A 23,955-nucleotide genomic window follows, 5' to 3' on the forward strand; every position below is an offset into this window, starting at 1 on the left:
GGTACTGCAGGGGGGACCCTGTGGGAGAGTAGGACGCCGCCGAACAATTATTCCGGGAAAGCCCCGTACCGCAAGGTACGGGGCTTTTCTGCGTTTACTGACTGGCGAGAGTGCCCTTGGCCGGCGTCCAGGGGTGATGCGTCCAGGGGTGACGAGCGACGGTTTTGCATACCCCTCAACTCAGGGTATGCTTTAGCTCGTTGCCGCAGGGCAGCAAGGCCCCAATAGCTCAGTCGGTAGAGCGTCTCCATGGTAAGGAGAAGGTCTGCGGTTCGATTCCGCATTGGGGCTCAGCAATGAGAAAGGCCCCCGCCATTGGCGGGGGCCTTTCTCATGTCTAGACGATGGGCGGTTCCGGGACGCGCATGGCCAGGATGGCCATGTCGTCGGATGCAGGCTCGGCGGCGAAGCGCTCGACCGCCCGCAGGATGCGTGCCGCCACCGCGCCTGCCGTCAGGCCCGTACAGGTGGACAGGACATCGGCCAGGCCGTCGTCACCGAGCATGCGAGCGCCCTCGCGGCGTTCGGTGACGCCGTCGGTGACGCACAGCAGGACGTCGCCCGGTTCGAGGGTGATCTCCTGCTCGTACAGGTCCAGGTCCTCGATGACCCCGAGCAGGGGCTGGGGTTCCGCGGCTGCGACGACCGAGCCGTCCTGCCGCAGACGCAGCGGGAGGGGGTGGCCCGCGCACACCACCTTGAGGAGCGCGCTGCCGTCCTCCTGGGGCCACAGCTCCCCGTAGAGGAGCGTGAGGAAGCGGCTGCGGGTCCCCTCGTCCAGGATGGCGGCGTTCAGGCGCTCCAGGACCGCGGGGCCTGTGAAGCCCTCGCGTGCCAGCAGGCGCAGGGCGTGACGGGCAAGGCCCGTGACGGCCGCGGCCTCCGGGCCCGTACCGCAGACGTCACCGATGGCGAAGCCGTAGGCGCCGTCGTGGATCGGGAAGACGTCGTAGAAGTCGCCGCCGACCTCGTTGCCCTCGCCGGCCGCGCGGTAGATGACCTCGATCTCCACGTTGGGTACATCGGGCAGGCCGGGGGGCAGCAGGCTGCGCTGGAGCGACTGGCTGATCGCCATGCGCTCCGAGTAGAGGCGGGCGTTGTCGAGTGCGAGCGCGGCCCGGCGGGAAAGGTCCTCGGCCAGTTCCAGGATCTCCTGGCGGAAGTGGTCGTCCGACGGCTTGCCCAGCGTGAGCATGCCGATCACGCGGTTGCGGGCCACCAGCGGGAGCACCACTGTCTCTCCGCCGACGGCTGCTGCCGTGGCGAGCGTGGTGCGCGTCGCCATTCCCATGCTCAGGGGTGCGTCGCGGTCGAGGCTGCGCAGGGACGTGTGGAGGGCCGCACGGTGGGCGGCCTCCGAGGGAGCCGACCAGACGCGCGCTCCGGGGGCCGGTACCGGGTCCGGTGGGGCGATCTTGGACAGCAGGGCCTTGAGGCCGTCGATGCGCTCCTCGTCCTCGTGGAGCACGTACGAGAGGTACGGCTCCGAGGACTGGTCCGCGATCGTGTAGACGGCGCACCAGGTGGCCAGCGTGGGGACCGTCATCTGGGCCATCAGCGCCAGCGTCTGGTCGCGGTCGAGGGTGCCTGCGAGCAGGTCGGACGCCTCGACGAGGAAGGACAGGGAGCCGCGGCGCAGCCGTTCCAGCTCGCCCAGGCGGGCGGACTCGACGGCCAGGGCGATGCGGTCGGCGGCGAACTGGAGGCGCAGGGCCTCCTCGTTGGAGTAGCGGCCCGGGGCTTCGGCGGCGACGCCGAGGGAGCCGGTGAGGCGTCCCTCGACCTTCAGCGGCACCGTGACGACGGACCGCATGCCTGTGTCGCTGAGCAGCGGAACCGCGCCGGGCACCGCGTTGAGGTCTTCGTGGACCGCGGGCATTCTGGCGGAGCCGTACCGTCCGGTGCCGGCCTCGACGGGGACCCGGGCGAAGCGCTGGCGGGCCGAGGGGAGGCCGGTCGTGGCCCGTACCTCGAGTTCGGTCTCGTCGTCGGTGGCGAGCAGCAGGAACGCCGAGTCGGCGTCGAGCATGTCGCGGGCCCGTTCCACCGTGCGCTGGAGCAGCCCGTCGAGGTCGTCGGGGGCGGGGGAGCCGATGAAGACCTCGAACGGGTCCGTGGCCCGGTGCTCCGTGCCCGTGTCCGTGACCGGAGTGCGTACGGGCGACTGGAGCACCGCGCGCTCGTAGTCGCGGACGAGGAGGCAGACCGTCGAGGGTTCGCCCTGGGTGTCGCGGACCCGCAGGTGCGAGGCGTAGACCGGGATGACGCGGCCGTCGGCGCCGCGGAATCCGTAGCTGCCCTCCCAGCGGGAGAGCTGGAGTGCGTCGGCGATGCCGGTGTTGGTGCCGGGGGTGTGCGGCCAGGCCGCGAAGTCGGTGAGCTGTTTGCCGGTGACCTGGTCGGCTGCGTGACCGAAGAGGAACGTGGCGTCGTCGTTCCAGGCGGTGAGGGCCCCGGTGCTGTCGATCTGGACGACGGCCACACGTACCCGTTCGTCGGTGACGGGAAGCATGGCCGTGGGCAGGACGGGGCCCGCCGAACGGATGCCGATGGGGCGTTCCGGCAGGTCGAGTTGGAACCAGACGTGTTTGTGCGTGGGGGTGTACTCCACGCCCCAGCGGGAAGCGAGTGCGGCGCAGAGCAGCAGGCCGCGTCCGCTTTCCCGTTCCGGGCTGGCGTCCAAACCCGAGCCCTGCAACGGGACTTCCCGCTCGGGATAGTGGTCGGAGACCTCGACGCGTACGCCGTCCTCCGTGCGCAGGCACAGGACGTCCGCCGCGGTTCCGGCATGCACGACGGCGTTGGTGACGAGTTCGCTGGTCAGGACGACCGCGTCGTCGACGACGTCGGTGTATCCCCACCCCTGGAGCGTGTCACGGACAAAGGCGCGGGCGGTCGCGACGGAGCGCCCGACCGGGTCGAAGGTGGCAGCCGCGCGCGCGGTGATCACAGCACTCCCCATATGGTGTCTCGTCGCTTCCCCGAGTCCTGTGCCCGATTCTCGCCGCTTCGATTCGCCTAGCCAGGCTAGACGCTCGTTCACCGTCCCGGGTACACGAGGGCCGACTTCGGTACGGAGGCGGTCTGATAAGCGTGCGCGGGCGCACAACTATGGACTTCGGGAGGAAGGATGGGGGTCAACCGCGGGAGGTTCCACCCCGGCCTGTTTCGGCCTGGTACGTTTCAACGATTTGACGTCCGCATGGTCACCCGTCGACGGTGTCCTGTGGCGGTGAGCCAAAGAAGATCTGGGCAAGCTTCCGGATAGGCCCGAGCGATACGGTCAACCCCTGCGGGAGGGACACGGTGGAGTCTGGCGTGGCGGCGCGGGGTTCAGGCACGCGCACAAAAGGCGGACAGTCCGTGAAAAAACAGCGCAATGGGACCATCGATGTGGACGCGGCAGCTCTGAACAGACTGCTCGCGGCCCTCGTGGCGATGCGGGACGGCAATTTCCGTAGGCGGCTGACCGTCTCCGGCGACGGTGTGCTGACCGAGATCGCGGCTGTCTTCAATGAGGTCGCGGACCGGAATCTTCACCTCACCGGCGAGCTGGCGCGTGTACGTCGTGTGGTGGGGCGTGAGGGAAAGCTCACCGAACGGCTGGAGACCGGGGCCTGTGAGGGGTCCTGGGCGGCTGCCATCGATGCGTCCAACGAGCTCGTGGACGATCTGGCACGACCGGTCTCGGAGGTCGGGCGTGTGCTGTCGGCGGTTGCCGACGGTGATCTCGAGCAGCGTATGGAACTGCGGTCGCACACGGCCGACGAGACCGTACGGCCGCTGCGCGGGGAGTTCCTGAAGGTCGCCCGCACGGTCAACAACCTGGTCGATCAGCTGTCGGCGTTCACCGAGCAGGTGACGCGGGTCGCGGTCGAGGTGGGTACCGAGGGAAAGCTGGGCGGACAGGCGCAGGTGCGCGGTATGTCCGGTTCATGGAAAGACCTCACGGATTCCGTGAACACCATGGCGTACCGGCTGACCGCACAGGTGCGTGACATCGCTCTCGTGACGACGGCGGTCGCCAAGGGTGATCTGTCGCGGAAGGTCACCGTTCATGTGGCCGGCGAGATGCTTCAGCTGAAGAACACCGTCAACACGATGGTGGACCAGCTGTCGTCGTTCTCCTCCGAGGTGACCCGGGTCGCGCGTGAGGTGGGCACGGAGGGCGAGCTGGGCGGTCAGGCCACGGTGCCGGGTGTGGCCGGGGTGTGGAAGGACCTCACCGACTCCGTCAACACGATGGCCGGGAACCTGACCTCCCAGGTGCGCGGTATCGCCGAGGTGACGACGGCGGTCGCCAACGGTGACCTGTCCCAGAAGGTCACGGTGAGCGCGCGCGGCGAGGTCGCGCAGCTGGCCGAGACCATCAACCAGATGACCGAGACGCTCCGGACCTTCGCGGACGAGGTGACGCGAGTCGCCAGTGAGGTCGGAGGGGAAGGTCTGCTCGGTGGGCAGGCCCAGGTGCCGGGTGCGGCGGGGACGTGGAAGGACCTCACCGACTCGGTGAACACGGTCTTCCGGAACCTGACGACCCAGGTGCGCGACATCGCGCAGGTGACGACCGCGGTGGCCAGCGGCGATATGACGCAGAAGGTCACGGTCGACGTGGCCGGCGAGATGCTGGAGCTGAAGAACACCGTCAACACGATGGTGGACCAGCTCCAGTCCTTCGGTTCCGAGGTGACCCGGGTGGCCCGGGAGGTCGGCGTCGAGGGCCGCCTCGGCGGCCAGGCCGAGGTGCCGGGTGCGGCGGGGACGTGGAAGGACCTCACCGACTCGGTGAACACGGCGTTCCGGAACCTGACGGGTCAGGTGCGGGACATCGCGCAGGTGACGACGGCGGTCGCCAACGGCGACCTGTCGCAGAAGGTCACCGTGGATGTGGCCGGCGAGATGCTGGAGCTGAAGAACACCGTCAACACGATGGTGGCGCAGCTGTCGTCCTTCGCGGACCAGGTGACCCGGATGGCGCGGGACGTGGGCACGGAGGGCCGCCTCGGCGGGCAGGCGCGGGTCGACGGCGTCTCCGGTACGTGGAAGGAGCTCACGGACTCCGTCAACTTCATGGCGGGGAACCTGACCTCCCAGGTGCGGCAGATCGCGCAGGTGACCACGGCGGTCGCCCGGGGTGACCTGTCGCAGAAGATCGATGTGGATGCCCGGGGCGAGATCCTGGAGCTGAAGAACACCATCAACACGATGGTGGACCAGCTCTCCGCCTTCGCCGAGCAGGTGACCCGGGTGGCCCGCGAGGTGGGTACGGACGGGCGGCTCGGTGGTCAGGCGCAGGTGCCCGGTGTGGCCGGTGTGTGGCGTGATCTGACCGATTCGGTGAACGGCATGGCGGGGAACCTCACCGCCCAGGTCCGTAACATCGCGCAGGTCGCCACCGCGGTGGCGCGGGGTGACCTGTCGCAGAAGATCGATGTGGATGCCCGGGGCGAGATCCTGGAGCTGAAGAACACCCTCAACACGATGGTGGACCAGCTGTCCAACTTCGCCGAGCAGGTGACCCGGGTCGCCCGTGAGGTGGGTACGGAAGGCATTCTGGGCGGTCAGGCCGAGGTGCAGGGCGTGTCGGGTACGTGGAAGGACCTGACGCAGTCCGTGAACGGCATGGCCAACAACCTGACCATGCAGGTCCGCAATATCGCCGAGGTCACGACGGCGGTGGCCAAGGGTGACCTCTCCAAGAAGATCACCGTTGACGCCAAGGGTGAGATCCTGGAACTGGTGACGACCGTCAACACGATGGTCGACCAGCTGCTGAACTTCGCCGACGAGGTGACGCGAGTCGCGCGTGAGGTGGGTACCGAGGGGATCCTCGGCGGCCAGGCCCGGGTGCGTGGTGCGACGGGTATCTGGAAGGACCTCAGCGACAACGTCAACCTGATGGCCAACAACCTGACGAGTCAGGTGCGCAACATCTCGCGCGTCTCGTCCGCCGTCGCCAACGGCGACCTGACGAAGAAGGTCACCGTCGAGGCGCGCGGCGAGGTCGCCGAGCTCGCCGACACCGTCAACACGATGGTGACGACGCTGTCCTCGTTCGCCGACGAGGTGACGCGTGTGGCGCGCGAGGTGGGTACGGAGGGCGAGCTGGGGGGCCAGGCACGCGTCCCGGGCGTTTCCGGTACGTGGAAGGACCTCACCGAGTCGGTGAACTCGATGGCGTCCAACCTGACCGGGCAGGTGCGGCAGATCGCGACCGTCACCACGGCCATCGCCAAGGGTGATCTCACCAAGAAGATCGACATCGACGCCCGGGGCGAGATCCAGGAGCTGAAGAACACCATCAACACGATGGTGGACCAGCTGTCGTCCTTCGCCGAGCAGGTGACCCGGGTGGCCCGTGAAGTGGGCACCGAGGGGCAGTTGGGTGGTCAGGCCCGGGTGCGGGACGTGGACGGCACCTGGCGCGACCTCACCGAATCGGTGAACGAGATGGCCGGGAACCTGACGCGGCAGGTGCGCGCCATCGCGGCCGTCGCCACCGCGGTGACCCGCGGCGATCTGAATCTCAAGATCGATGTGGATGCGGCCGGCGAGATCTCGGCGCTGCAGGACAACATCAACACGATGATCGCCAACCTGCGCGACACCACCTTGGCCAACAAGGAGCAGGACTGGCTCAAGGGCAACCTCGCCCGGATCTCCGGGCTGATGCAGGGCCGCCGCGATCTGGACGACGTGGCGTCGCTGATCATGAGCGAGCTGACTCCGGTGGTCTCCGCCCAGCACGGCGCGTTCTTCATGGCCATGACGCCGGGCGACACCGATGAGGTGGGCGCGGAGGGCGGCAGGGAGAGCTCGTACGAGCTGCGTATGCGCGGGAGTTACGGCTATTCCGCGGGCTCCATGCCGACGTCCTTCAGGCCCGGCGAGACGCTCATCGGGACGGCGGCCGAGGAGAAGCGGACGATCCAGGTGGACAATGTGCCGCCGGGCTATCTGAAGATCTCCTCCGGTCTCGGTGAGGCGCCGCCCGCGCATGTGATCGTGCTGCCGGTGCTCTTCGAGGGCAAGGTCCTCGGCGTGATCGAGCTGGCCTCGTTCCAGCCGTTCACGCACATCCAGCGGGACTTCCTCAACCAGCTCGCCGAGATGATCGCGACGAGCGTCAACACCATCAGCGTCAACACCAAGACCGAGAAGCTTCTCGAGCAGTCGCAGGAGCTGACCGAGCAGCTCCGGGACCGGTCGCAGGAGCTGGAGAACCGGCAGAAGGCACTCCAGGCGTCCAACGCCGAGCTGGAGGAGAAGGCCGAGCTGCTGGCCCAGCAGAACCGTGACATCGAGGTGAAGAACACCGAGATCGAGGAGGCCCGGCAGGTGCTGGAGGAGCGTGCCGAACAGCTCGCGGTCTCCATGCGCTACAAGTCCGAGTTCCTGGCGAACATGTCGCACGAGCTGCGTACGCCGCTCAACTCGCTGCTCATCCTGGCCAAGCTGCTCGCGGACAACGCCGAGGGCAATCTCTCGCCGAAGCAGGTCGAGTTCGCCGAGACGATCCACGGGGCCGGTTCCGATCTGCTCCAGCTGATCAACGACATCCTCGACCTCTCCAAGGTCGAGGCGGGCAAGATGGACGTCAGCCCGACCCGGATCGCACTGGTTCAGCTGGTCGACTACGTGGAGGCGACGTTCCGGCCGCTCACCGCGGAGAAGGGGCTCGATTTCTCCGTACGGGTGTCGCCGGAGCTTCCGGCCACGCTGCACACGGACGAGCAGCGGCTCCTCCAGGTGCTGCGCAACCTGCTGTCCAACGCGGTGAAGTTCACCGACAGCGGGGCTGTCGAGCTGGTGATCAGGCCGGCCGGTGCCGATGTGCCCAACTCCATCAGGGAACACCTGCTGGAGGCGGGCTCGCTGCGGGACGCCGACGCCGATCTGATCGCGTTCTCGGTCACCGACACCGGTATCGGTATCGCGTCCAGCAAGATGCTGGTGATCTTCGAGGCGTTCAAGCAGGCGGACGGGACGACCAGCCGCAAGTACGGCGGCACGGGCCTCGGTCTCTCCATCAGCCGGGAGATCGCCCGGCTGCTGGGCGGTGAGATCCACGCGGCGAGCGAGCCGGGACGCGGTTCGACGTTCACGCTCTATCTGCCGCTGCACGCGAGCGAACTCCCGCCCCAGGGCTACCCGCAGATGGGGCCGGGCCCCATCGAGGCGCACGGCAACGCGATCGAGAGCGGTCTGCGCCCGGAGGCGCCGGCCGGTCACGGGACGCAGCCGCCGCTCGGTGATCCGGCGGCCACCGCGGGGATGTTCCGGCGGCGGCGCAAGGCGCTGGGCGGGGCCGGGCGCCAGCCCGCTCTGCCGGCCGGCCGGCAGAGCGCCGGTGGCGCCGCGCACGAGGAGTGGGTGCAGGAAGCGCCGGAGGGCCAGGAGGAGCAGAAGCCGCGGCGGACGTTCCGGTTCCATGGCGAGAAGGTGCTGATCGTCGACGACGACATCCGTAACGTCTTCGCGCTCACCAGCGTGCTGGAGCAGCACGGCCTGTCGGTGCTGTACGCGGAGAACGGGCGCGAGGGCATCGAAGTCCTGGAACAGCACGACGATGTGACGGTCGTGCTGATGGACATCATGATGCCCGAGATGGACGGGTACGCGACGACGACGGCGATCCGCAGGATGCCCCAGTTCGCCGGGCTGCCGATCGTGGCGCTCACCGCGAAGGCGATGAAGGGCGACCGGGAGAAAGCGATCGACTGCGGAGCTTCCGACTATGTCACCAAGCCGGTCGATCCTGATCACTTGCTGGCTGTCATGGAGCAGTGGATGCGCGGAGAGTGATGGCCAGTTGAAAGAATCACGATGAGTTGCTGATCGACTGTGTCTGAACGGGTGTGAGTACGGGGTATTCGGGGAACCTTCTGGTCTCCCACCGCGTTTTCGGTACGTGCACAGTGACATCGCGGTGACAGGGTGTGGTGACGGGCGGGGTGCGGCTACCATGACCGGCACAAGGACGGACGGCGTAAGGGAGTCGTCCCCTGGGGCGGCACCCGGTGCGATTCCGGGGCGAGGAGGACGGGCCATGGTGCAGAAGGCCAAGATCCTCCTGGTCGATGACCGGCCGGAGAATCTGCTGGCGCTGGAGGCCATCCTCTCTGCGCTCGATCAGACACTGGTACGGGCATCGTCAGGGGAGGAAGCGCTCAAAGCGCTGCTCACGGACGACTTCGCGGTCATTCTGCTGGACGTCCAGATGCCGGGCATGGACGGCTTCGAAACCGCCGCGCACATCAAGCGCCGGGAGCGGACCCGGGACATCCCGATCATCTTCCTCACCGCGATCAACCACGGTCCGCATCACACCTTCAGGGGTTATGCGGCGGGCGCGGTGGACTACATCTCGAAGCCCTTCGACCCCTGGGTGCTGCGCGCCAAGGTCTCGGTCTTCGTCGAGCTGTACATGAAGAACTGCCAGCTGCGCGAGCAGGCCGCGCTCCTGCGGCTCCAGCTCGAGGGCGGCGGCCACGCGGGCGCGGGCCACGAGAAGGAGCCGGCAGGGCTGCTGGCCGAGCTCTCGGCGCGGCTCGCGGCGGTCGAGGAGCAGGCGGAAGCGCTTTCGAAGCAGCTCGACGACGAGTCGGCGGACGCGGCGGCCGTGGCGACCGCGGCCCATCTCGAACGCAAGCTCACCGGGCTTCGCCGAGCGCTCGACGCGCTGGAACCGGGCACCGGCGGCTCCGCGGCCGTACTGCCCTCGCAGGGCTGACACCGGGCGCCCAGGGCACCTGTCGCAGGCGTCGGGGCTCCCGCGGCCCCCGCGTTCCGTGAACGCGCGTCAGTTTCCGGCCCCTGTAAGGCGACACGGTCGGGTGAAGCAGTAGGCACACGTGTCCACCGGCGTCGACACCGGTAACCTCTGGCCCATGGCCTCACGTACGTCCGGCAAGGGTTCCCAGGGCACGGCGGGCACCGCGAAGCGCGTCGGCCGTACCCAGGGGCCGGCGAAAAAAGCCGCGCCCGCGAAGAAGTCCGCCGCGAAGAAGACCGCGGCGCCCAGGAAAGCGCCTGCGAAGAAGGCTGCGCCCAAGCCCGCGCCGTCCCCGACCGGGGGCATCTACCGGCTCGTGCGCGCGCTCTGGCTCGGGCTGGCACACGGTGTAGGAGCGATGTTCCGCTCCATAGGGCGCGGCGCCAAAGGACTCGACCCCGCGCACCGCAAGGACGGTCTCGCTCTGCTGCTGCTCGGCCTCGCGCTGATCGTGGCGGCCGGCACCTGGTCGAATCTGCGCGGACCCGTCGGCGATCTCGTCGAGATGCTGGTGACCGGGGCGTTCGGCCGGCTCGATCTGCTCGTACCGATACTGCTGGGCGCCGTCGCCGTACGGCTGATCCTCTATCCGGAGAAGCCCGAGGCCAACGGCCGTATCGTCATCGGCCTGTCCGCCCTCGTGCTCGGGGTGCTCGGACAGGTCCACATCGCCTGCGGGGCGCCGGGCCGCGAAGACGGTACGGAAGCGATGCAGGACGCGGGCGGCCTCATCGGCTGGGCCGCTTCCAAGCCGCTCATCTTCACCATGGGCGACGTGCTCGCCGTACCGCTGCTCCTGCTCCTGACCGTCTTCGGGCTCCTGGTCGTCACCGCGACCCCGGTGAACGCCATTCCGCAGCGGCTGCGGCTGCTCGGCGTGAAGCTGGGCATCGTCGAGCCGGCGTACGGGTCCGGTGCGGAGGGCGAGAGCGACGACGACCGTTACGACGAGCAGTGGCGCGACGGGCTGCCCGAGCGGTCGCGTCGCTCCGCACGCCGCTCGGAGGCGGATACGGACCACGATCCCGAGCACGCCGAGTCGGCGGCGCTCGCCAAGCGCCGCAGGCCGCGCAGGCCGTCCGTGCAGCCCGCGATGAACCGGACCATGGACGCCGTGGACGTCGCGGCTGCCGCCGCTGCGGCGCTCGACGGGGCCGTGCTCAACGGCATGCCGCCCTCGCCGATCGTCGCGGACCTGACGCAGGGCGTCTCCGCCGACCGCGGTCGCGAGCGGACCGGTACGCCGGTGCCCGGGGCCCGTGAGGCCGAGCGGCCCAGGGCCGGCGAGCGGGTGGCGTCACCGTCCGGCGGCGTACCCGACCTGACGAAGCCGGCTCCCGAGCGGACCGGGCCGCTGCCCGCCCGCGCCGAACAGCTCCAGCTCTCCGGTGACATCACCTACTCACTGCCCTCGCTCGACCTGCTGGAGCGCGGTGGGCCGGGCAAGACGCGCAGCGCCGCCAACGACGTGGTCGTGGCCTCGCTGACGAACGTGTTCACCGAGTTCAAGGTCGACGCGGCCGTCACCGGTTTCACCCGTGGCCCGACGGTCACGCGGTACGAGGTGGAGCTCGGCCCGGCCGTCAAGGTCGAGCGGATCACCGCCCTCACCAAGAACATCGCCTACGCCGTGGCCAGCCCGGACGTCCGGATCATCTCGCCGATCCCGGGCAAGTCCGCCGTCGGCATCGAGATTCCCAACTCCGACCGCGAGATGGTCAACCTCGGCGACGTCCTGCGCCTCGCGGACGCTGCGGAGGACGACCACCCGATGCTGGTCGCGCTCGGCAAGAACGTCGAGGGCGGCTACGAGATGGCCAACCTCGCGAAGATGCCGCACGTCCTGGTCGCCGGCGCGACCGGATCGGGAAAGTCCTCCTGCATCAACTGTCTGATCACCTCGGTCATGGTGCGGGCGACCCCGGAGGACGTCCGCATGGTGCTGGTCGACCCGAAGCGGGTCGAGCTGACCGCCTACGAGGGCATTCCCCATCTCATCACCCCCATCATCACCAACCCGAAGAAGGCCGCCGAGGCGCTTCAGTGGGTCGTACGGGAGATGGATCTGCGCTACGACGACCTCGCGGCGTACGGATACCGGCACATCGACGACTTCAACCATGCCGTGCGCAACGGCAAGGCCAAGGCGCCCGAGGGCAGTGAGCGGGAGCTCTCGCCGTATCCGTATCTGCTGGTCATCGTCGACGAGCTCGCCGACCTCATGATGGTCGCGCCGCGTGACGTCGAGGACTCCATCGTCCGCATCACCCAGCTCGCGCGCGCTGCCGGAATCCACCTGGTGCTCGCCACCCAGCGTCCCTCGGTCGATGTCGTGACCGGTCTGATCAAGGCCAATGTGCCCTCCCGCCTGGCCTTCGCGACCTCGTCGCTCGCCGACAGCCGCGTCATCCTCGATCAGCCCGGCGCCGAGAAGCTCATCGGAAAGGGTGACGGACTGTTCCTGCCGATGGGGGCCAACAAGCCCACCCGTATGCAGGGAGCGTTCGTCACCGAGGCCGAGGTCGCGGCCGTCGTCCAGCACTGCAAGGACCAGATGGCCCCGGTCTTCCGCGAGGACGTGGTCGTCGGCACCAAGCAGAAGAAGGAGATCGACGAGGACATCGGCGACGACCTGGACCTGCTGTGCCAGGCCACCGAGCTGGTCGTCTCCACGCAGTTCGGCTCGACCTCGATGCTCCAGCGCAAGCTGCGGGTCGGCTTCGCCAAGGCCGGCCGGCTGATGGACCTGATGGAGTCCCGCAGCATCGTCGGGCCGAGCGAGGGGTCCAAGGCCCGCGACGTGCTCGTGAAAGCGGACGAGATCGACGGGGTGCTGGCCATCATCCGGGGGGAAACCGCTTCGTAGAGGTTTTGTGGGCAACCGTTTCGCCCGGTCGTACGTCAAGTTGAAGGGAAGGACGGAAGGATGTTCCGCTCCCCGCCCTGTCCGCAGGGCTGTCCGGCGAACCCGATGGCGTACAAAGTCGTCCCTCCCGGTTGCCCCACCCTTTCGTACCCCCCCTAGACTGAACACCCAGCAGGTGGCTCACGCTCGAAAGGCGCCCCCGTGTCCATCGGCAACTCCCCCGAAGACGACCGGCCTTCGATCGGTCGCGCGCTCCAGCAGGCTCGAATCGCCGCAGGTCTGACGGTCGAGGAAGTCAGCGGCTCCACCCGGGTGCGCATCCCCATCGTGCACGCGATCGAGGAGGACGACTTCTCGCGCTGCGGCGGCGACGTGTACGCGCGCGGTCACATCCGTACGCTCGCCCGTGCCGTCGGTCTCGATCCCGATCCCATGGTCTCCCAGTACGACGACGAGCACGGCGGTCGTCCCGTTCCCACCCCCGCGGCGCCGCTGTTCGAGGCCGAACGGATCCGTTCGGAACCCCGACGGCCCAACTGGACCGCGGCCATGGTCGCGGCCATTGTCGTCGTGGTCGGTTTCGTCGGCTTCACACTGTTCAGCGACGAGGACAAGGGCCCCAGCACGGCTCAGGTCGCCGAGGGCTCGACCCCCGACAAGACCACTCCCAAGCCCACCAAGACCAAGCCGTCCGATCCCAAGCCCGTGCCCTCCGAAAGTGCCATCGCCGCAGCTCCGCGGGACAAGGTGACGGTCAAGCTCAGCGCCGTACAGGGCAAGAGCTGGATCTCCGCCAAGGACCACAACGGCCGGCTGCTCTTCGACGGGCTGCTGTTCCAGGGCCAGTCCAAGACCTTCCAGGACAAGGAGCGCATCGACCTCGTCCTCGGCGACGCCGGGGCGATCGAGCTCTTCGTGAACGGCAAGAAGGTCCAGGACCAGTTCGAGCCCGGTCAGGTCGAACGGCTCTCCTACACCAAGGGCGACCCCGAAGCGGGCTGACCCGGCCTCCTGTTCCGCCTGCTCCACATGTTTCGCCTGTTTCGCCTCGGTGAGCGCCCGGCAATTCTGCCGGGCGCTCACCGTCTTTGTTACTGCCTGTAAGGGGGGAACCCTGCGCGGCGGGGCCAGTGGCGGGACAAAGTAGTCTTGAGTCCATGCCCGAACGCCGTACCGTCGCCCTTGTCACTCTCGGCTGCGCCCGTAACGAGGTGGACTCGGAGGAGCTTGCAGGCCGCTTGGCAGCGGACGGCTGGGAGCTCGTCGAGAACGCCTCCGACGCGGATGTCGCCGTCGTCAACACCTGTGGATTCGTCGAAGCCGCCAAGAAGGACTCCGTCGACGCCCTGCTCGAAGCCAATGATCTGAAGGACCACGGCAGAACCCAGGCCGTGGTCGCCGTCGGCTGCATGGCCGAGCGTTACGGCAAGGATCTCGCCGAGGCCCTGCCCGAGGCGGACGGAGTGCTCGGGTTCGACGACTACGCAGACATCTCCGACCGGCTCCAGACCATCCTCAACGGCGGCATCCACGCCTCGCACACGCCTCGTGACCGGCGCAAGCTGCTGCCGATCAGCCCGGCCGACCGCCAGGACGCCTCCGTGGCACTCCCCGGGCACGCGCAGGAGATCGCCGCAGCCCCCGAGGACCTGCCGGACGGCGTCGCTCCGGTGTCCGGCCCGCGGGCACCGCTGCGTCGCCGGCTGGGCACCAGCCCGGTCGCCTCGGTGAAGCTGGCCTCCGGCTGCGACCGCCGCTGTTCCTTCTGCGCCATCCCGTCCTTCCGCGGCTCGTTCATCTCCCGGCGTCCCTCCGACGTCCTGGGCGAGACCCGCTGGCTGGCCGAGCAGGGCGTCAAGGAGGTCATGCTCGTCTCAGAGAACAACACCTCGTACGGCAAGGACCTCGGCGACATCCGGCTCCTGGAGACCCTTCTGCCGGAGCTCGCGGAGGTCGAGGGGATCGAGCGGATCCGGGTCAGCTACCTGCAGCCCGCCGAGATGCGGCCCGGCCTGATCGACGTCCTTACGTCGACGCCCAAGGTCGCCCCGTACTTCGATCTCTCGTTCCAGCACTCCGCGCCCGAGGTGCTGAGGGCCATGCGCCGCTTCGGCGACACGGACCGTTTCCTGGAGCTCCTGGACACCATCCGCGGCAAGGCCCCGCAGGCCGGTGCCCGGTCGAACTTCATCGTCGGCTTCCCCGGCGAGACCGAGGCCGACCTCGCCGAGCTGGAACGCTTCCTCACCGGAGCCAGGCTGGACGCGATCGGCGTCTTCGGGTACTCCGACGAGGAGGGCACCGAAGCGGTCGGCTACGAGAACAAGCTGGACGCCGACGTCATCGCCGAGCGGCTCGCCCACATCTCGCAGCTGGCCGAGGAGCTCACCTCGCAGCGTGCCGAGGAGCGGATCGGCGAGACCCTCCAGGTGCTCGTCGAATCTGTGGACGAGGATGGTCAGGTTGCTGACGGCCCGGTGGCGGTGGGCCGGGCGGCACACCAGGCGCCCGAAACGGACGGCCAGGTCGTCTTCACCACACGCGAGGGTCTCGTGCCGGGCCTTATGGTCGAGGCAAAGGTCGTAGGCACCGAGGGAGTGGACCTCGTGGCCGAACACCACGAGCTCGCGGAGGTGGCCAGATGACCGGAGTCCCGGCATCCGCGGCAGGCGGGTCCGGCGCGAAGCCGGTCCGCGGCGGCAAGCTGGGCACTACGGCCGTCAACCAGGCCAGCCTCTGGAACATCGCGAACATCCTCACGATGGTGCGGCTCCTGCTCGTGCCCGGTTTCGTGATGCTGCTGTTCCACGACGGCGGCTACGACCCGGTCTGGCGTGCCTTCGCCTGGGCCGCGTTCGCCGTCGCGATGATCACCGATCTCTTCGACGGCCATCTGGCACGCCGGTACAACCTGGTCACCGACTTCGGGAAGATCGCCGACCCGATCGCCGACAAGGCGATCATGGGCGCGGCGCTGATCAGCCTTTCGGTTCTCGGTGATCTGCCCTGGTGGATCACGGGCGTGATCCTCTTCCGTGAGCTCGGCATCACGCTGATGCGGTTCTGGGTGATCCGGCACGCGGTGATCCCCGCCAGCCGGGGCGGCAAGATGAAGACGCTGGCCCAAGGCACGGCCGTGGGCATGTACGTCCTGGTACTGACCGGGCCGCTGGCCACGCTCCGTTTCTGGATGATGATGATCGCCGTCGCACTGACGGTGCTCACCGGCCTCGACTACGTGCGCCAGGCCGTGGTGCTGCGACGCAAGGGGCTCGCGGCCGAGCGGGTCGCGGCGCTGGAGGCCGTGACGTCTGCCGGGGATGTGCCGGGGAGCCCGGTTGATGCTGGTTGCGGTTCTCTTGGGGTGGAGAGTCCCGCGGACGCTGGTGCCCTTACGGGAGTGGACAGCTCCGCGGACGCTGGTGCCGGCTCCCGTGCGGGTGCCGAGTCACGCGGTCCGGCGGAGGCCGAGCGGTGACCGCCGCGGCCCGGGTGCTGGGGCGACTCGTGGAGCGCGGCGAGACTCTTGCCGTCGCCGAGTCGCTGACCGGTGGCCTGGTCGCGGCCGAGATAACCTCCGTGGCCGGAGCCTCGCGGTCCTTCCGCGGGTCCGTCACGGCGTACGCCACCGCCCTCAAGAGGGACGTGCTGGGCGTCGACGGACCCCTTCTGGCCGAGCGCGGCGCGGTTGATCCCGATGTGGCCCTCGCCATGGCTGCCGGAGTGCGGCAGGCGCTTGGTTCGGACTGGGGCCTCTCGACGACCGGGGTCGCGGGTCCGGAGCAACAGGACGGTAAGCCGGTCGGCACCGTCTATGTGGCGGTTTCGGGGCCCGGGGGCGTGGAGAAAGTCGCCGCGCTGCGGTTGAACGGCGGGCGGGCGGACATCCGTAGAGAGTGTGTACGGAGCGTGCTCGAGCTGCTGTCCGGAGAACTCGGTGAAAATGCGAGGGCACAGGATACGGAACAGATCGGGGGGAATTGATGTTTGCAGCCCTGAGTGAACACGACATCGCTCCCCGCACGGCCGCAGCGCAAGGCGGTACGGTGGGGCGTGAAGGATGCGGCTACGCGGTCCGAGGAGGGAGCCACCGATGATTCTGCTCCGTCGCCTGCTTGGTGACGTGCTGCGTCGGCAGCGCCAGCGCCAAGGCCGTACTCTGCGCGAAGTCTCCTCGTCCGCCCGGGTCTCGCTCGGTTATCTGTCCGAGGTGGAGCGGGGGCAGAAGGAGGCATCCTCCGAGCTGCTCTCCGCGATTTGCGACGCGCTTGACGTACGGATGTCCGAGCTCATGCGTGAAGTGAGCGATGAGTTGTCGCTGGCTGAACTGGCCGAGTCGGCAGCAGCCAGTGATCCGGTACCTGTGCCGGTACGCCCAATGCTCAATTCCGTCTCCGTTTCGTCGGTGGCAGGTGTGCCGACGGGCCGGGTGACGATCAAGGCGCCCGCGGAAGCGGTGGATGTCGTCGCCGCCTGACCCGCGCGGTCATGCGTGAACCGGAGCCCCGGTCCGCCCCTCACGGGGTGGGCCGGGGCTTCTGCGTGTGCGGGGTGGGGGCTGTGGGGGGAAACTGCCGAGGAGAGGGCGGCAGGTGGGCAGGCGGCAGGCGCGCGGAATCGTGCCCGGTCTCGCCGCGCGCCCCGGTGTCACACCGGTACGCCCTCCCGCCGGGTGATCGTGCCGGACTAGCGTCGGCCGGAGGAGGCAGCCATGACACGGCGATGGGTGCCGGCGCTGGTCCTCGGCGCGCTGTGGTGGTGGGCCGTGCTGCGGCTGGTGCTGGAGCCGGAGCACGCCGGGGTGATCGAGGGCGCGGTGGCGGCGGGCGGGTGGGGGCTGAGTCTTCTGCCGGTCCATGTGGCGGCGAGCGCCCGGCCTGGCGGTACGGGTTCCCGGTCCGCGGGGGCGCGGGAGCGGTCGGGGGAAGGCGGCGCCGGGGGCGTCGGGGATGCCGGCCGGTGAGGCTTCACCGGGGCATGGCGACGCCACCGTTCGGCCGGAGGATCTGGCCGGTCATGAAGGCGGAGGCGTCCGATGCGAGATGCAGGACGGTGTGGGCGACGTCCAGTGGCTCCCCGACCCTGCCGAGCGGGGATATGCGGACCATCGCGGCTTCCGCGCGGTGCTGCTGGTCCGCGTCGTGGCGGTCGGTCATCGGCGTACGGACCCAGCCGGGGGCGACGGCGTTCACACGAATGGAGTGCGGGCCGAGTTCGGTGGCGAGTGTCCTGGTCAGCTGGACGACCGCCGCTTTCGCGGTGCTGTAGCAGAGCAGCCCGGGGCTTGCGGAGTCGATGGCGCCCGAGGCCATGGTGATCAGGGATCCGGGTGCGGAGCGGGCGACGAGGCTGCGGGCGACTTCCTGGCAGGCGTACAGCACGCCCTTGAAGTTCACCGACAGGACCCGGTCGAAATCCTCGTCCTCGGTGTCGAGGACGCTGCTGGTGTGCATGATCCCGGCGATGGCGGCCAGGATGTCCACCTCGCCGGCCCTCGCGACCGCGGACCGGACCTGACTACGGTCTGTCACATCCAGGGGGTGGGTGTGGGCCGTGCCACCTGAGCCGGTGATCAGGTGGTGGGTCGTGCGGAGACCTTTTTCGTCGAGGTCCGCGCAGTGCACCGTGGCTCCCGCTTCGGCGAGGAGGACGGCGCTTGCCCGGCCGATGCCGCTCGCCGCGCCTGTGACGAACGCGGACCGGCCGGTGAGGTCGTACGCGGAGAGGGCCATGACGGGACCGTACGACCGGATCTGATGGGTCGTCAACTATGGCGTGGGGCCCACTTGGCAGTGCGGGCACCAGTAGGTGGGGCGGCCGGCTTCATCGGCCTTTCTGATGGGTGTGCCGCAGCGCAGGCAGGAGCGGCGCTCCCGGCCGTACACGTAGAGGCGTTCGTGTGAGCGGGCGCGGGTGGGTGTGCCCGTGGTGGTGCGGGTGGGGCGGTCGCGGTTGGCTTCGAGGAGTTGCTTGGCGGTGGCGACCAGGCGGGCGGTGATCGCTGCGGGGAGTTCGCCGACGGGGAGCCAGGGGGTGGCACGGGCCATGAAGCAGAGCTCGCACTTGTAGACGTTGCCGATGCCCGCGAGATTGCGCTGGTCCAGGAGCGCCTCCCCGAGCGGGCGGTCCGGCTCGGCCAGCAGATTGCGCAGAGCTGTGTCGGCGTCCCAGTCGGGGCCGAGCAGGTCGGGGCCGAGATGGCCGACGATCTTCTCCTCGTCGCGGGTGCGGAGAAGTTCGAGTACGGGGAGGCGGTAGCCGACGGCGGTGTGCGCGGAGTTGCCGAGGACGGCGCGGATCTGGTGGGCGGGCCCGCCGCGCCAGCGCTCGCCCGCCGCGTAGATGCGCCAGGCTCCGTCCATGCGCAGGTGACTGTGGAGGGTCAGGCCGTCCTCGATACGGGTGAGGAGGTGCTTGCCGCGAGGGGTGACGTCGAGGACCTTCCGGCCGGTCAGGTCGACGGTGGCGAGGCGGGGGACGCGGAGGTCGGAGTGCGTGAGGACCTGACCTGCGAGCGCGGTGTGCAGACGCTCGGCGGTCTGTAGGACGGTGTCTCCTTCGGGCATGCCTCCATGATGCGGGGCTTGCTGGTTCGGCGGGCAGAGGGCCTGCGGTCAGGCGCGCAGGCGAAGGCCTCTCGGGGTGGCGAGGAAGCCGGCCGCTTCCAGGGTGCGCCCCAGGGGGGAGGTGAGGGACGAGGCACCGTTGGTCCGTTCCACCGTGACCGTGCCGAGCGCGCCCGCGCGCGCCGCGGAGGCCAGCGCCTCGGCCGCTGCCCGGAGTGCGGGGTCGTCGGGGTCGGTCGGCCAGGCCAGGAGCGTCTTCCCGCCGCGCTCCATGTAGAGCGTCAGCTCGCCGTCGACCAGGACCACGAGCGCGCCCGCTTTACGGCCGGGCTTGTGTCCCGCGCCGTCCGGTGGTTCGGGCCAGGGCAGCGCGGCCCCGTACGCATTGGCCGGGTCGGCCGCGGCGAGAACCACGGCGCGCGGTGCGGTCCCCGGGTCCGTACGATCGCGGGCCGTGGAGGCGGCCCTGAGCCGGTCCACGGCTCCCTCCATCGCGAACTGGGCCGCTCCGAGGCCCTCGACGACATAGCCGCGACGCGCCTGCCCGTTGTCCTCGAAGGCGGCGAGGATGCGGTACGTCGCGGAGAAGCCGCCCTCTACGCCTTCGGCCTGCACGGCTCCGCGTGTCACCACGCCGTGGCGGTCAAGGAGCGTCCGGGCCAGCGCGTGCGCCCGGTGGGTCGGTTCGGGTTCGGTCGCGGGGAGCAGGGACCAGCGTCCCGAAACCGTGGGAGGGCCGGTGCGGGAGGCCGGACGGGCGGCGGCGGTCAGTGAGCCGTAACGGCCGCGCGGGACGCTGCGTCTGGCACGGTGGGCCGTGGAGCCCGCAGTGCGACCGGAACCGAGAAGCGCGCGCAGGGGGGCGAGTGTGTCGTTGGTGAGACGGCCCGACCAGGCCAGGTCCCAGAGGGCGTCGGCCAGTTGAGGATCGGTGCAGTCCGGGTGGGTGGTGGCGCGGACCTGGTCGGCGATCTGGCGGAAGAAGAGGCCGTATCCGCCGGAGAGTGTGGTGAGGACCGATTCGTGCAGCGCGGATTCCTCGAGCGGGTGCGGCGGGGGCAGCAGCAGGGGCGCGCTGTCGGCGAGGTAGAGGGAGAGCCAGCCGTCCTTGCCTGGAAGAGCGCCCGCACCGGCCCAGACGACCTCGCCGGTCGTCGTCAGCTCGTCGAGGAGCGCGGGGGTGTAGCCCGACACCCGGCTCGGCAGGATCAGCTTCTCCAGCGCCGATGCCGGGACGGGCGCGCCCTGCAACTGCTCGATGGCGCGGGCCAGTCCGTCGATTCCGCGCAGGCTGTTGTCACCGAGGTGCTGCCACTGGGGCAGGAAGGTCGCCAGGGCGGCGGGGGGCACCGGCTCCAGCTCGTGGCGGAGCGCGGCGAGCGAGCGGCGGCGCAGCCGTCGCAGGACGGTGGCGTCGCACCACTCCTGGCCGATGCCGGCCGGGTGGAACTCGCCCTGGACGATCCGGCCCGAGGCGGAAAGCCGCTGCAGCGCTCCGTCCGTGACCGCGGTGCCCAGGCCGAAACGGGCGGCGGCCTGCGTGGAGGTGAACGGGCCGTGTGTACGGGCATGGCGGGCGAGGAGGTCACCGAGCGGGTCCTTCACCGGTTCCGTGAACGCTTCGGGGACACCGACGGGGAGCGCCGTGCCCAGGGCGTCGCGCAAGCGGCCCGCGTCCTCGATCGCCGCCCAGTGGGGAGCTCCGGCGATGCGTACCTGGATGGCCCGGCGGGCCGATGCCAGTTCCGGGGCCCACTGCGGCTGCGCGCCGCGCTCGGCCAGCTCGGAATCGGACAGCGGGCCCAGGACGCGCAGGAGATCGGCGACTCCTTCGATGTCCTTGATCCTCCGGTCCTCGGTCAGCCACTGGAGCTCCTGCTCCAGCTCGGTCAGCACCTCGGGGTCCAGGAGCTCGCGCAGCTCCGCCTGGCCCAGCAGTTCGGCGAGCAGGTGCGAATCGAGTGAGAGTGCGGCTGCCCGCCGCTCGGCGAGGGGGGAGTCGCCCTCGTACAGGAACTGGGCGACATAGCCGAAGAGGAGTGAGCGGGCGAAGGGTGAGGGCTCCTGGGTGGTCACCTCGACCAGGCGGATGCGCCGCGCTTCGAGGTCACCCATCAGTTCCGTGAGACCAGGGACGTCGAAGACGTCCTGGAGGCATTCGCGGACCGCTTCGAGGACGATCGGGAACGAACCGAACTCGGAGGCGACCTGGAGCAGCTGGGACGCACGCTGGCGCTGCTGCCAGAGCGGTGTGCGCTTGCCGGGGCTGCGCCGGGGCAGCAGCAGGGCGCGTGCGGCGCACTCGCGGAACCGGGAGGCGAAGAGTGCCGAGCCACCCACCTGGTCGGTGACGATCTGACCGATCTCGCCCTTGTCGAAGACGACGTCGGCGGCGCCGACGGGAGCCTGCTCGCTGTCGAACGCGGCGTCCGGCAGGGACAGGCCCCGATCGCCGCCGCTGCCGGGGTCCGGGTCGCGGGCCGGATCGAAGTCCAGGAGATCGAGGCCCATCAGATCGGCGTCGGGAAGGCGCAGCACGATGCCGTCGTCGGCATGCATGACCTGGGCGTCCATCCCGTACCGCTCGCCGAGGCGCGCGGAGAGGGCCAGCGCCCACGGGGCGTGCACCTGGGCCCCGAAGGGGGAGTGCACGACCACCCGCCAGTCGCCCAGCTCGTCCCGGAACCGCTCGACGAGGATGGTCCGGTCGTCCGGGACGTGGCCGCAGGCGCGGACCTGCTCCTCCAGGTACGACAGGATGTTGTCGGCGGCCCATTCGTCCAGACCGGCGGCGAGCAGCCTGGCCCTGGCGTCCTGCGCGGACAGCCCGCCGATCTCCCGCAGGAACGCGCCGAGCGCGCGGCCCAGCTCCAGCGGTCGGCCCAGCTGGTCGCCCTTCCAGAACGGCAGGCGGCCGGGGACGCCGGGGGCCGGGGAGACCAGGACCCGGTCCCGGGTGATGTCCTCGATGCGCCAGGACGTGGTGCCCAGGGTGAAGACGTCGCCGACCCGGGACTCGTACACCATTTCCTCGTCCAGCTCGCCGACGCGCCCGCCGCCCTTCTTCGGGTCGGACCCGGCGAGGAAGACCCCGAAGAGCCCCCGGTCCGGGATCGTCCCGCCGGAGGTGACGGCGAGCCGCTGGGCGCCGGGGCGCCCCGTGACCGTACCGGCGACGCGGTCCCACACCACGCGGGGGCGCAGCTCAGCGAAGGCGTCGGACGGATAGCGGCCGGCGAGCATGTCGAGCACCGCGGTGAACGCGGATTCGGGGAGCGAGGCGAAGGGGGCGGCACGGCGGGCCAGGGCGAGCAGGTCGTCGGCCTGCCAGGTGTCCAGCGCGACGATGGCGACCAGCTGCTGGGCGAGCACGTCCAGGGGGTTGGACGGGACCCGCAGGGCCTCGATGGCCCCTTCGCGCATGCGCTCGGTGACCACGGCCGCCTGGACCAGATCGCCCCGGTACTTCGGGAAGACCACCCCGGTGGAGACGGCTCCGACCTGGTGCCCGGCACGGCCCACCCGCTGCAGTCCGGAGGCGACGGACGGCGGGGACTCGACCTGGATCACCAGGTCCACCGCTCCCATGTCGATGCCGAGCTCCAGGCTGGACGTGGCGACGACGGCGGGCAGCCGCCCGGCCTTGAGGTCCTCCTCTACCTGCGAGCGCTGTTCCTTGGAGACCGACCCGTGGTGGGCGCGGGCGAGGAGCGCCGGGGCGCCCTTGGCGGCGCCGGACTGGGCCATGATCTCGGCGGGGGAGCCGGCATCCGGCAGGGGGGTGGCGTTCGCGTCGAACACGGTGCCGGTCGCCCGCTCGTAGGCGATCTCGTTGAGCCTGTTGCAGAGCCGCTCCGCGAGACGCCGGGAGTTGGCGAAGACGATGGTGGAGCGGTGGGACTGGACTAGATCGGCGATCCGCTCCTCGACATGGGGCCAGATCGACGGCTTCTCGGCCTGGTCCGCTCCGCCGTCGGTGGCCGGGGAGCCGCCGACTTCCGCCAGATCCTCGACGGGCACGACCACCGACAGGTCGAACTGCTTGGTGGACAGTGGCTGGACGATCTCCACTTTCCGCTGGGGCGACAGGAACCGTGCCACCTCGTCCACCGGGCGGACGGTCGCGGACAGACCGATCCGCCGTGCGGGCCTGGGCAGCAGTTCGTCGAGACGCTCCAGTGATACGGCGAGGTGGGCGCCGCGCTTGGTGCCGGCGACGGCGTGCACCTCGTCCAGGATCACCGTCTCGACTCCGGCGAGGGCCTCCCGGGCCGAGGAGGTGAGCATCAGGAACAGCGATTCGGGTGTGGTGATCAGGATGTCCGGCGGCTTCGTCGCCATCGAGCGGCGCTCCGCGGGCGGGGTGTCGCCGGAGCGGATTCCGACGCGCACCTCGGGCTCTGGGAGCCCCAGCCGTACGGACTCCTGGCGGATGCCTGTCAGGGGCGAGCGGAGGTTGCGCTCCACGTCCACGGCGAGGGCCTTGAGCGGTGACACGTACAGCACACGGCAGCGCTTCTTCGCCTCGGCGGGCGGCGGGGCGGCGGCCAGTCGGTCCAGCGAGGCGAGGAACGCGGCGAGGGTCTTGCCCGAGCCGGTCGGCGCGACCACCAGCACGTCCGAACCCTCGCCGATGGCGCGCCAGGCCCCTTCCTGCGCCGCCGTGGGCGCGCTGAAGGCCCCCGTGAACCAGCTGCGGGTCGCGGGGGAGAACGAATCGAGTGCGGTACCGGCCATGTCCCCCATCG

At 69.7% G+C, this 23,955-nt stretch carries 13 protein-coding genes and 1 tRNA gene; 10 read left to right on the plus strand and 4 right to left on the minus strand.

Going from position 1 to position 23,955, the window contains the following annotated elements; translation table 11 throughout:
- Positions 1-218: 218 nt before the first annotated feature.
- Positions 219-291: transfer RNA gene (locus ACWGO0_RS30250), tRNA-Thr, on the plus strand.
- Positions 292-337: 46 nt separating this feature from the next.
- Here ACWGO0_RS30250 and ACWGO0_RS30255 read toward each other — a convergent pair.
- A complete protein-coding gene (locus ACWGO0_RS30255; RefSeq protein WP_453542038.1) occupies positions 338-2,962 on the minus strand; it encodes a SpoIIE family protein phosphatase in 2,625 nt (874 codons plus the stop codon).
- A 401-nt stretch (positions 2,963-3,363) separates the two neighbouring features.
- Here ACWGO0_RS30255 and ACWGO0_RS30260 point away from each other — a divergent pair, with 401 nt between their 5' ends.
- The 9 genes from ACWGO0_RS30260 to ACWGO0_RS30300 all read left to right on the plus strand — a co-directional run bounded on the left by ACWGO0_RS30260 (position 3,364) and on the right by ACWGO0_RS30300 (position 17,604).
- A complete protein-coding gene (locus tag ACWGO0_RS30260) occupies positions 3,364-8,805 on the plus strand; it encodes a HAMP domain-containing protein (protein WP_453542041.1) in 5,442 nt (1,813 codons plus the stop codon).
- 244 nt (positions 8,806-9,049) lie between these two features.
- Positions 9,050-9,733 (plus strand): response regulator, encoded by a 684-nt coding sequence (locus tag ACWGO0_RS30265; protein WP_453542044.1) that lies wholly within the window; start codon positions 9,050-9,052, stop codon positions 9,731-9,733.
- A gap of 157 nt (positions 9,734-9,890) precedes the next feature.
- Positions 9,891-12,641, plus strand: coding sequence for a DNA translocase FtsK (locus ACWGO0_RS30270; protein ID WP_453542047.1), 2,751 nt, complete (start codon positions 9,891-9,893; stop codon positions 12,639-12,641).
- Positions 12,642-12,842: 201 nt separating this feature from the next.
- Positions 12,843-13,643: a helix-turn-helix domain-containing protein gene (locus tag ACWGO0_RS30275; protein WP_453542050.1), complete on the plus strand. Its 801-nt coding sequence runs from the start codon at positions 12,843-12,845 to the stop codon at positions 13,641-13,643.
- A 155-nt stretch (positions 13,644-13,798) separates the two neighbouring features.
- Complete coding sequence (gene rimO, locus ACWGO0_RS30280) at positions 13,799-15,286, plus strand: 30S ribosomal protein S12 methylthiotransferase RimO (RefSeq protein WP_453542053.1); 1,488 nt, start codon at positions 13,799-13,801, stop codon at positions 15,284-15,286.
- On the plus strand, positions 15,283-16,119 hold the full coding sequence (pgsA, locus tag ACWGO0_RS30285; RefSeq protein ID WP_453542056.1) for a CDP-diacylglycerol--glycerol-3-phosphate 3-phosphatidyltransferase: 837 nt from the start codon (positions 15,283-15,285) through the stop codon (positions 16,117-16,119). Before rimO ends, pgsA begins: the two co-directional genes overlap by 4 nt.
- A complete protein-coding gene (locus ACWGO0_RS30290) occupies positions 16,116-16,625 on the plus strand; it encodes a CinA family protein (RefSeq protein WP_453542059.1) in 510 nt (169 codons plus the stop codon). Before pgsA ends, ACWGO0_RS30290 begins: the two co-directional genes overlap by 4 nt.
- A gap of 109 nt (positions 16,626-16,734) precedes the next feature.
- Positions 16,735-17,118, plus strand: a complete 384-nt coding sequence (locus ACWGO0_RS30295; protein WP_069169097.1) for a helix-turn-helix domain-containing protein — start codon at positions 16,735-16,737, stop codon at positions 17,116-17,118.
- A gap of 234 nt (positions 17,119-17,352) precedes the next feature.
- On the plus strand, positions 17,353-17,604 hold the full coding sequence (locus ACWGO0_RS30300; RefSeq protein ID WP_453542063.1) for a hypothetical protein: 252 nt from the start codon (positions 17,353-17,355) through the stop codon (positions 17,602-17,604).
- A gap of 4 nt (positions 17,605-17,608) precedes the next feature.
- Here ACWGO0_RS30300 and ACWGO0_RS30305 read toward each other — a convergent pair whose 3' ends face one another.
- From ACWGO0_RS30305 to ACWGO0_RS30315, 3 genes are read right to left on the minus strand one after another with little or no spacing between them, the layout of a single operon-like run.
- Positions 17,609-18,373: an SDR family NAD(P)-dependent oxidoreductase gene (locus ACWGO0_RS30305; protein ID WP_453542066.1), complete on the minus strand. Its 765-nt coding sequence runs from the start codon at positions 18,371-18,373 to the stop codon at positions 17,609-17,611.
- 36 nt (positions 18,374-18,409) lie between these two features.
- Positions 18,410-19,207, minus strand: a complete 798-nt coding sequence (locus ACWGO0_RS30310; RefSeq protein WP_453542069.1) for an Fpg/Nei family DNA glycosylase — start codon at positions 19,205-19,207, stop codon at positions 18,410-18,412.
- A 48-nt stretch (positions 19,208-19,255) separates the two neighbouring features.
- Positions 19,256-23,944: an Lhr family helicase gene (locus ACWGO0_RS30315; protein WP_453542072.1), complete on the minus strand. Its 4,689-nt coding sequence runs from the start codon at positions 23,942-23,944 to the stop codon at positions 19,256-19,258.
- Positions 23,945-23,955: the final 11 nt, after the last annotated feature.

The organism is Streptomyces sp. NPDC055749 (assembly GCF_053617235.1).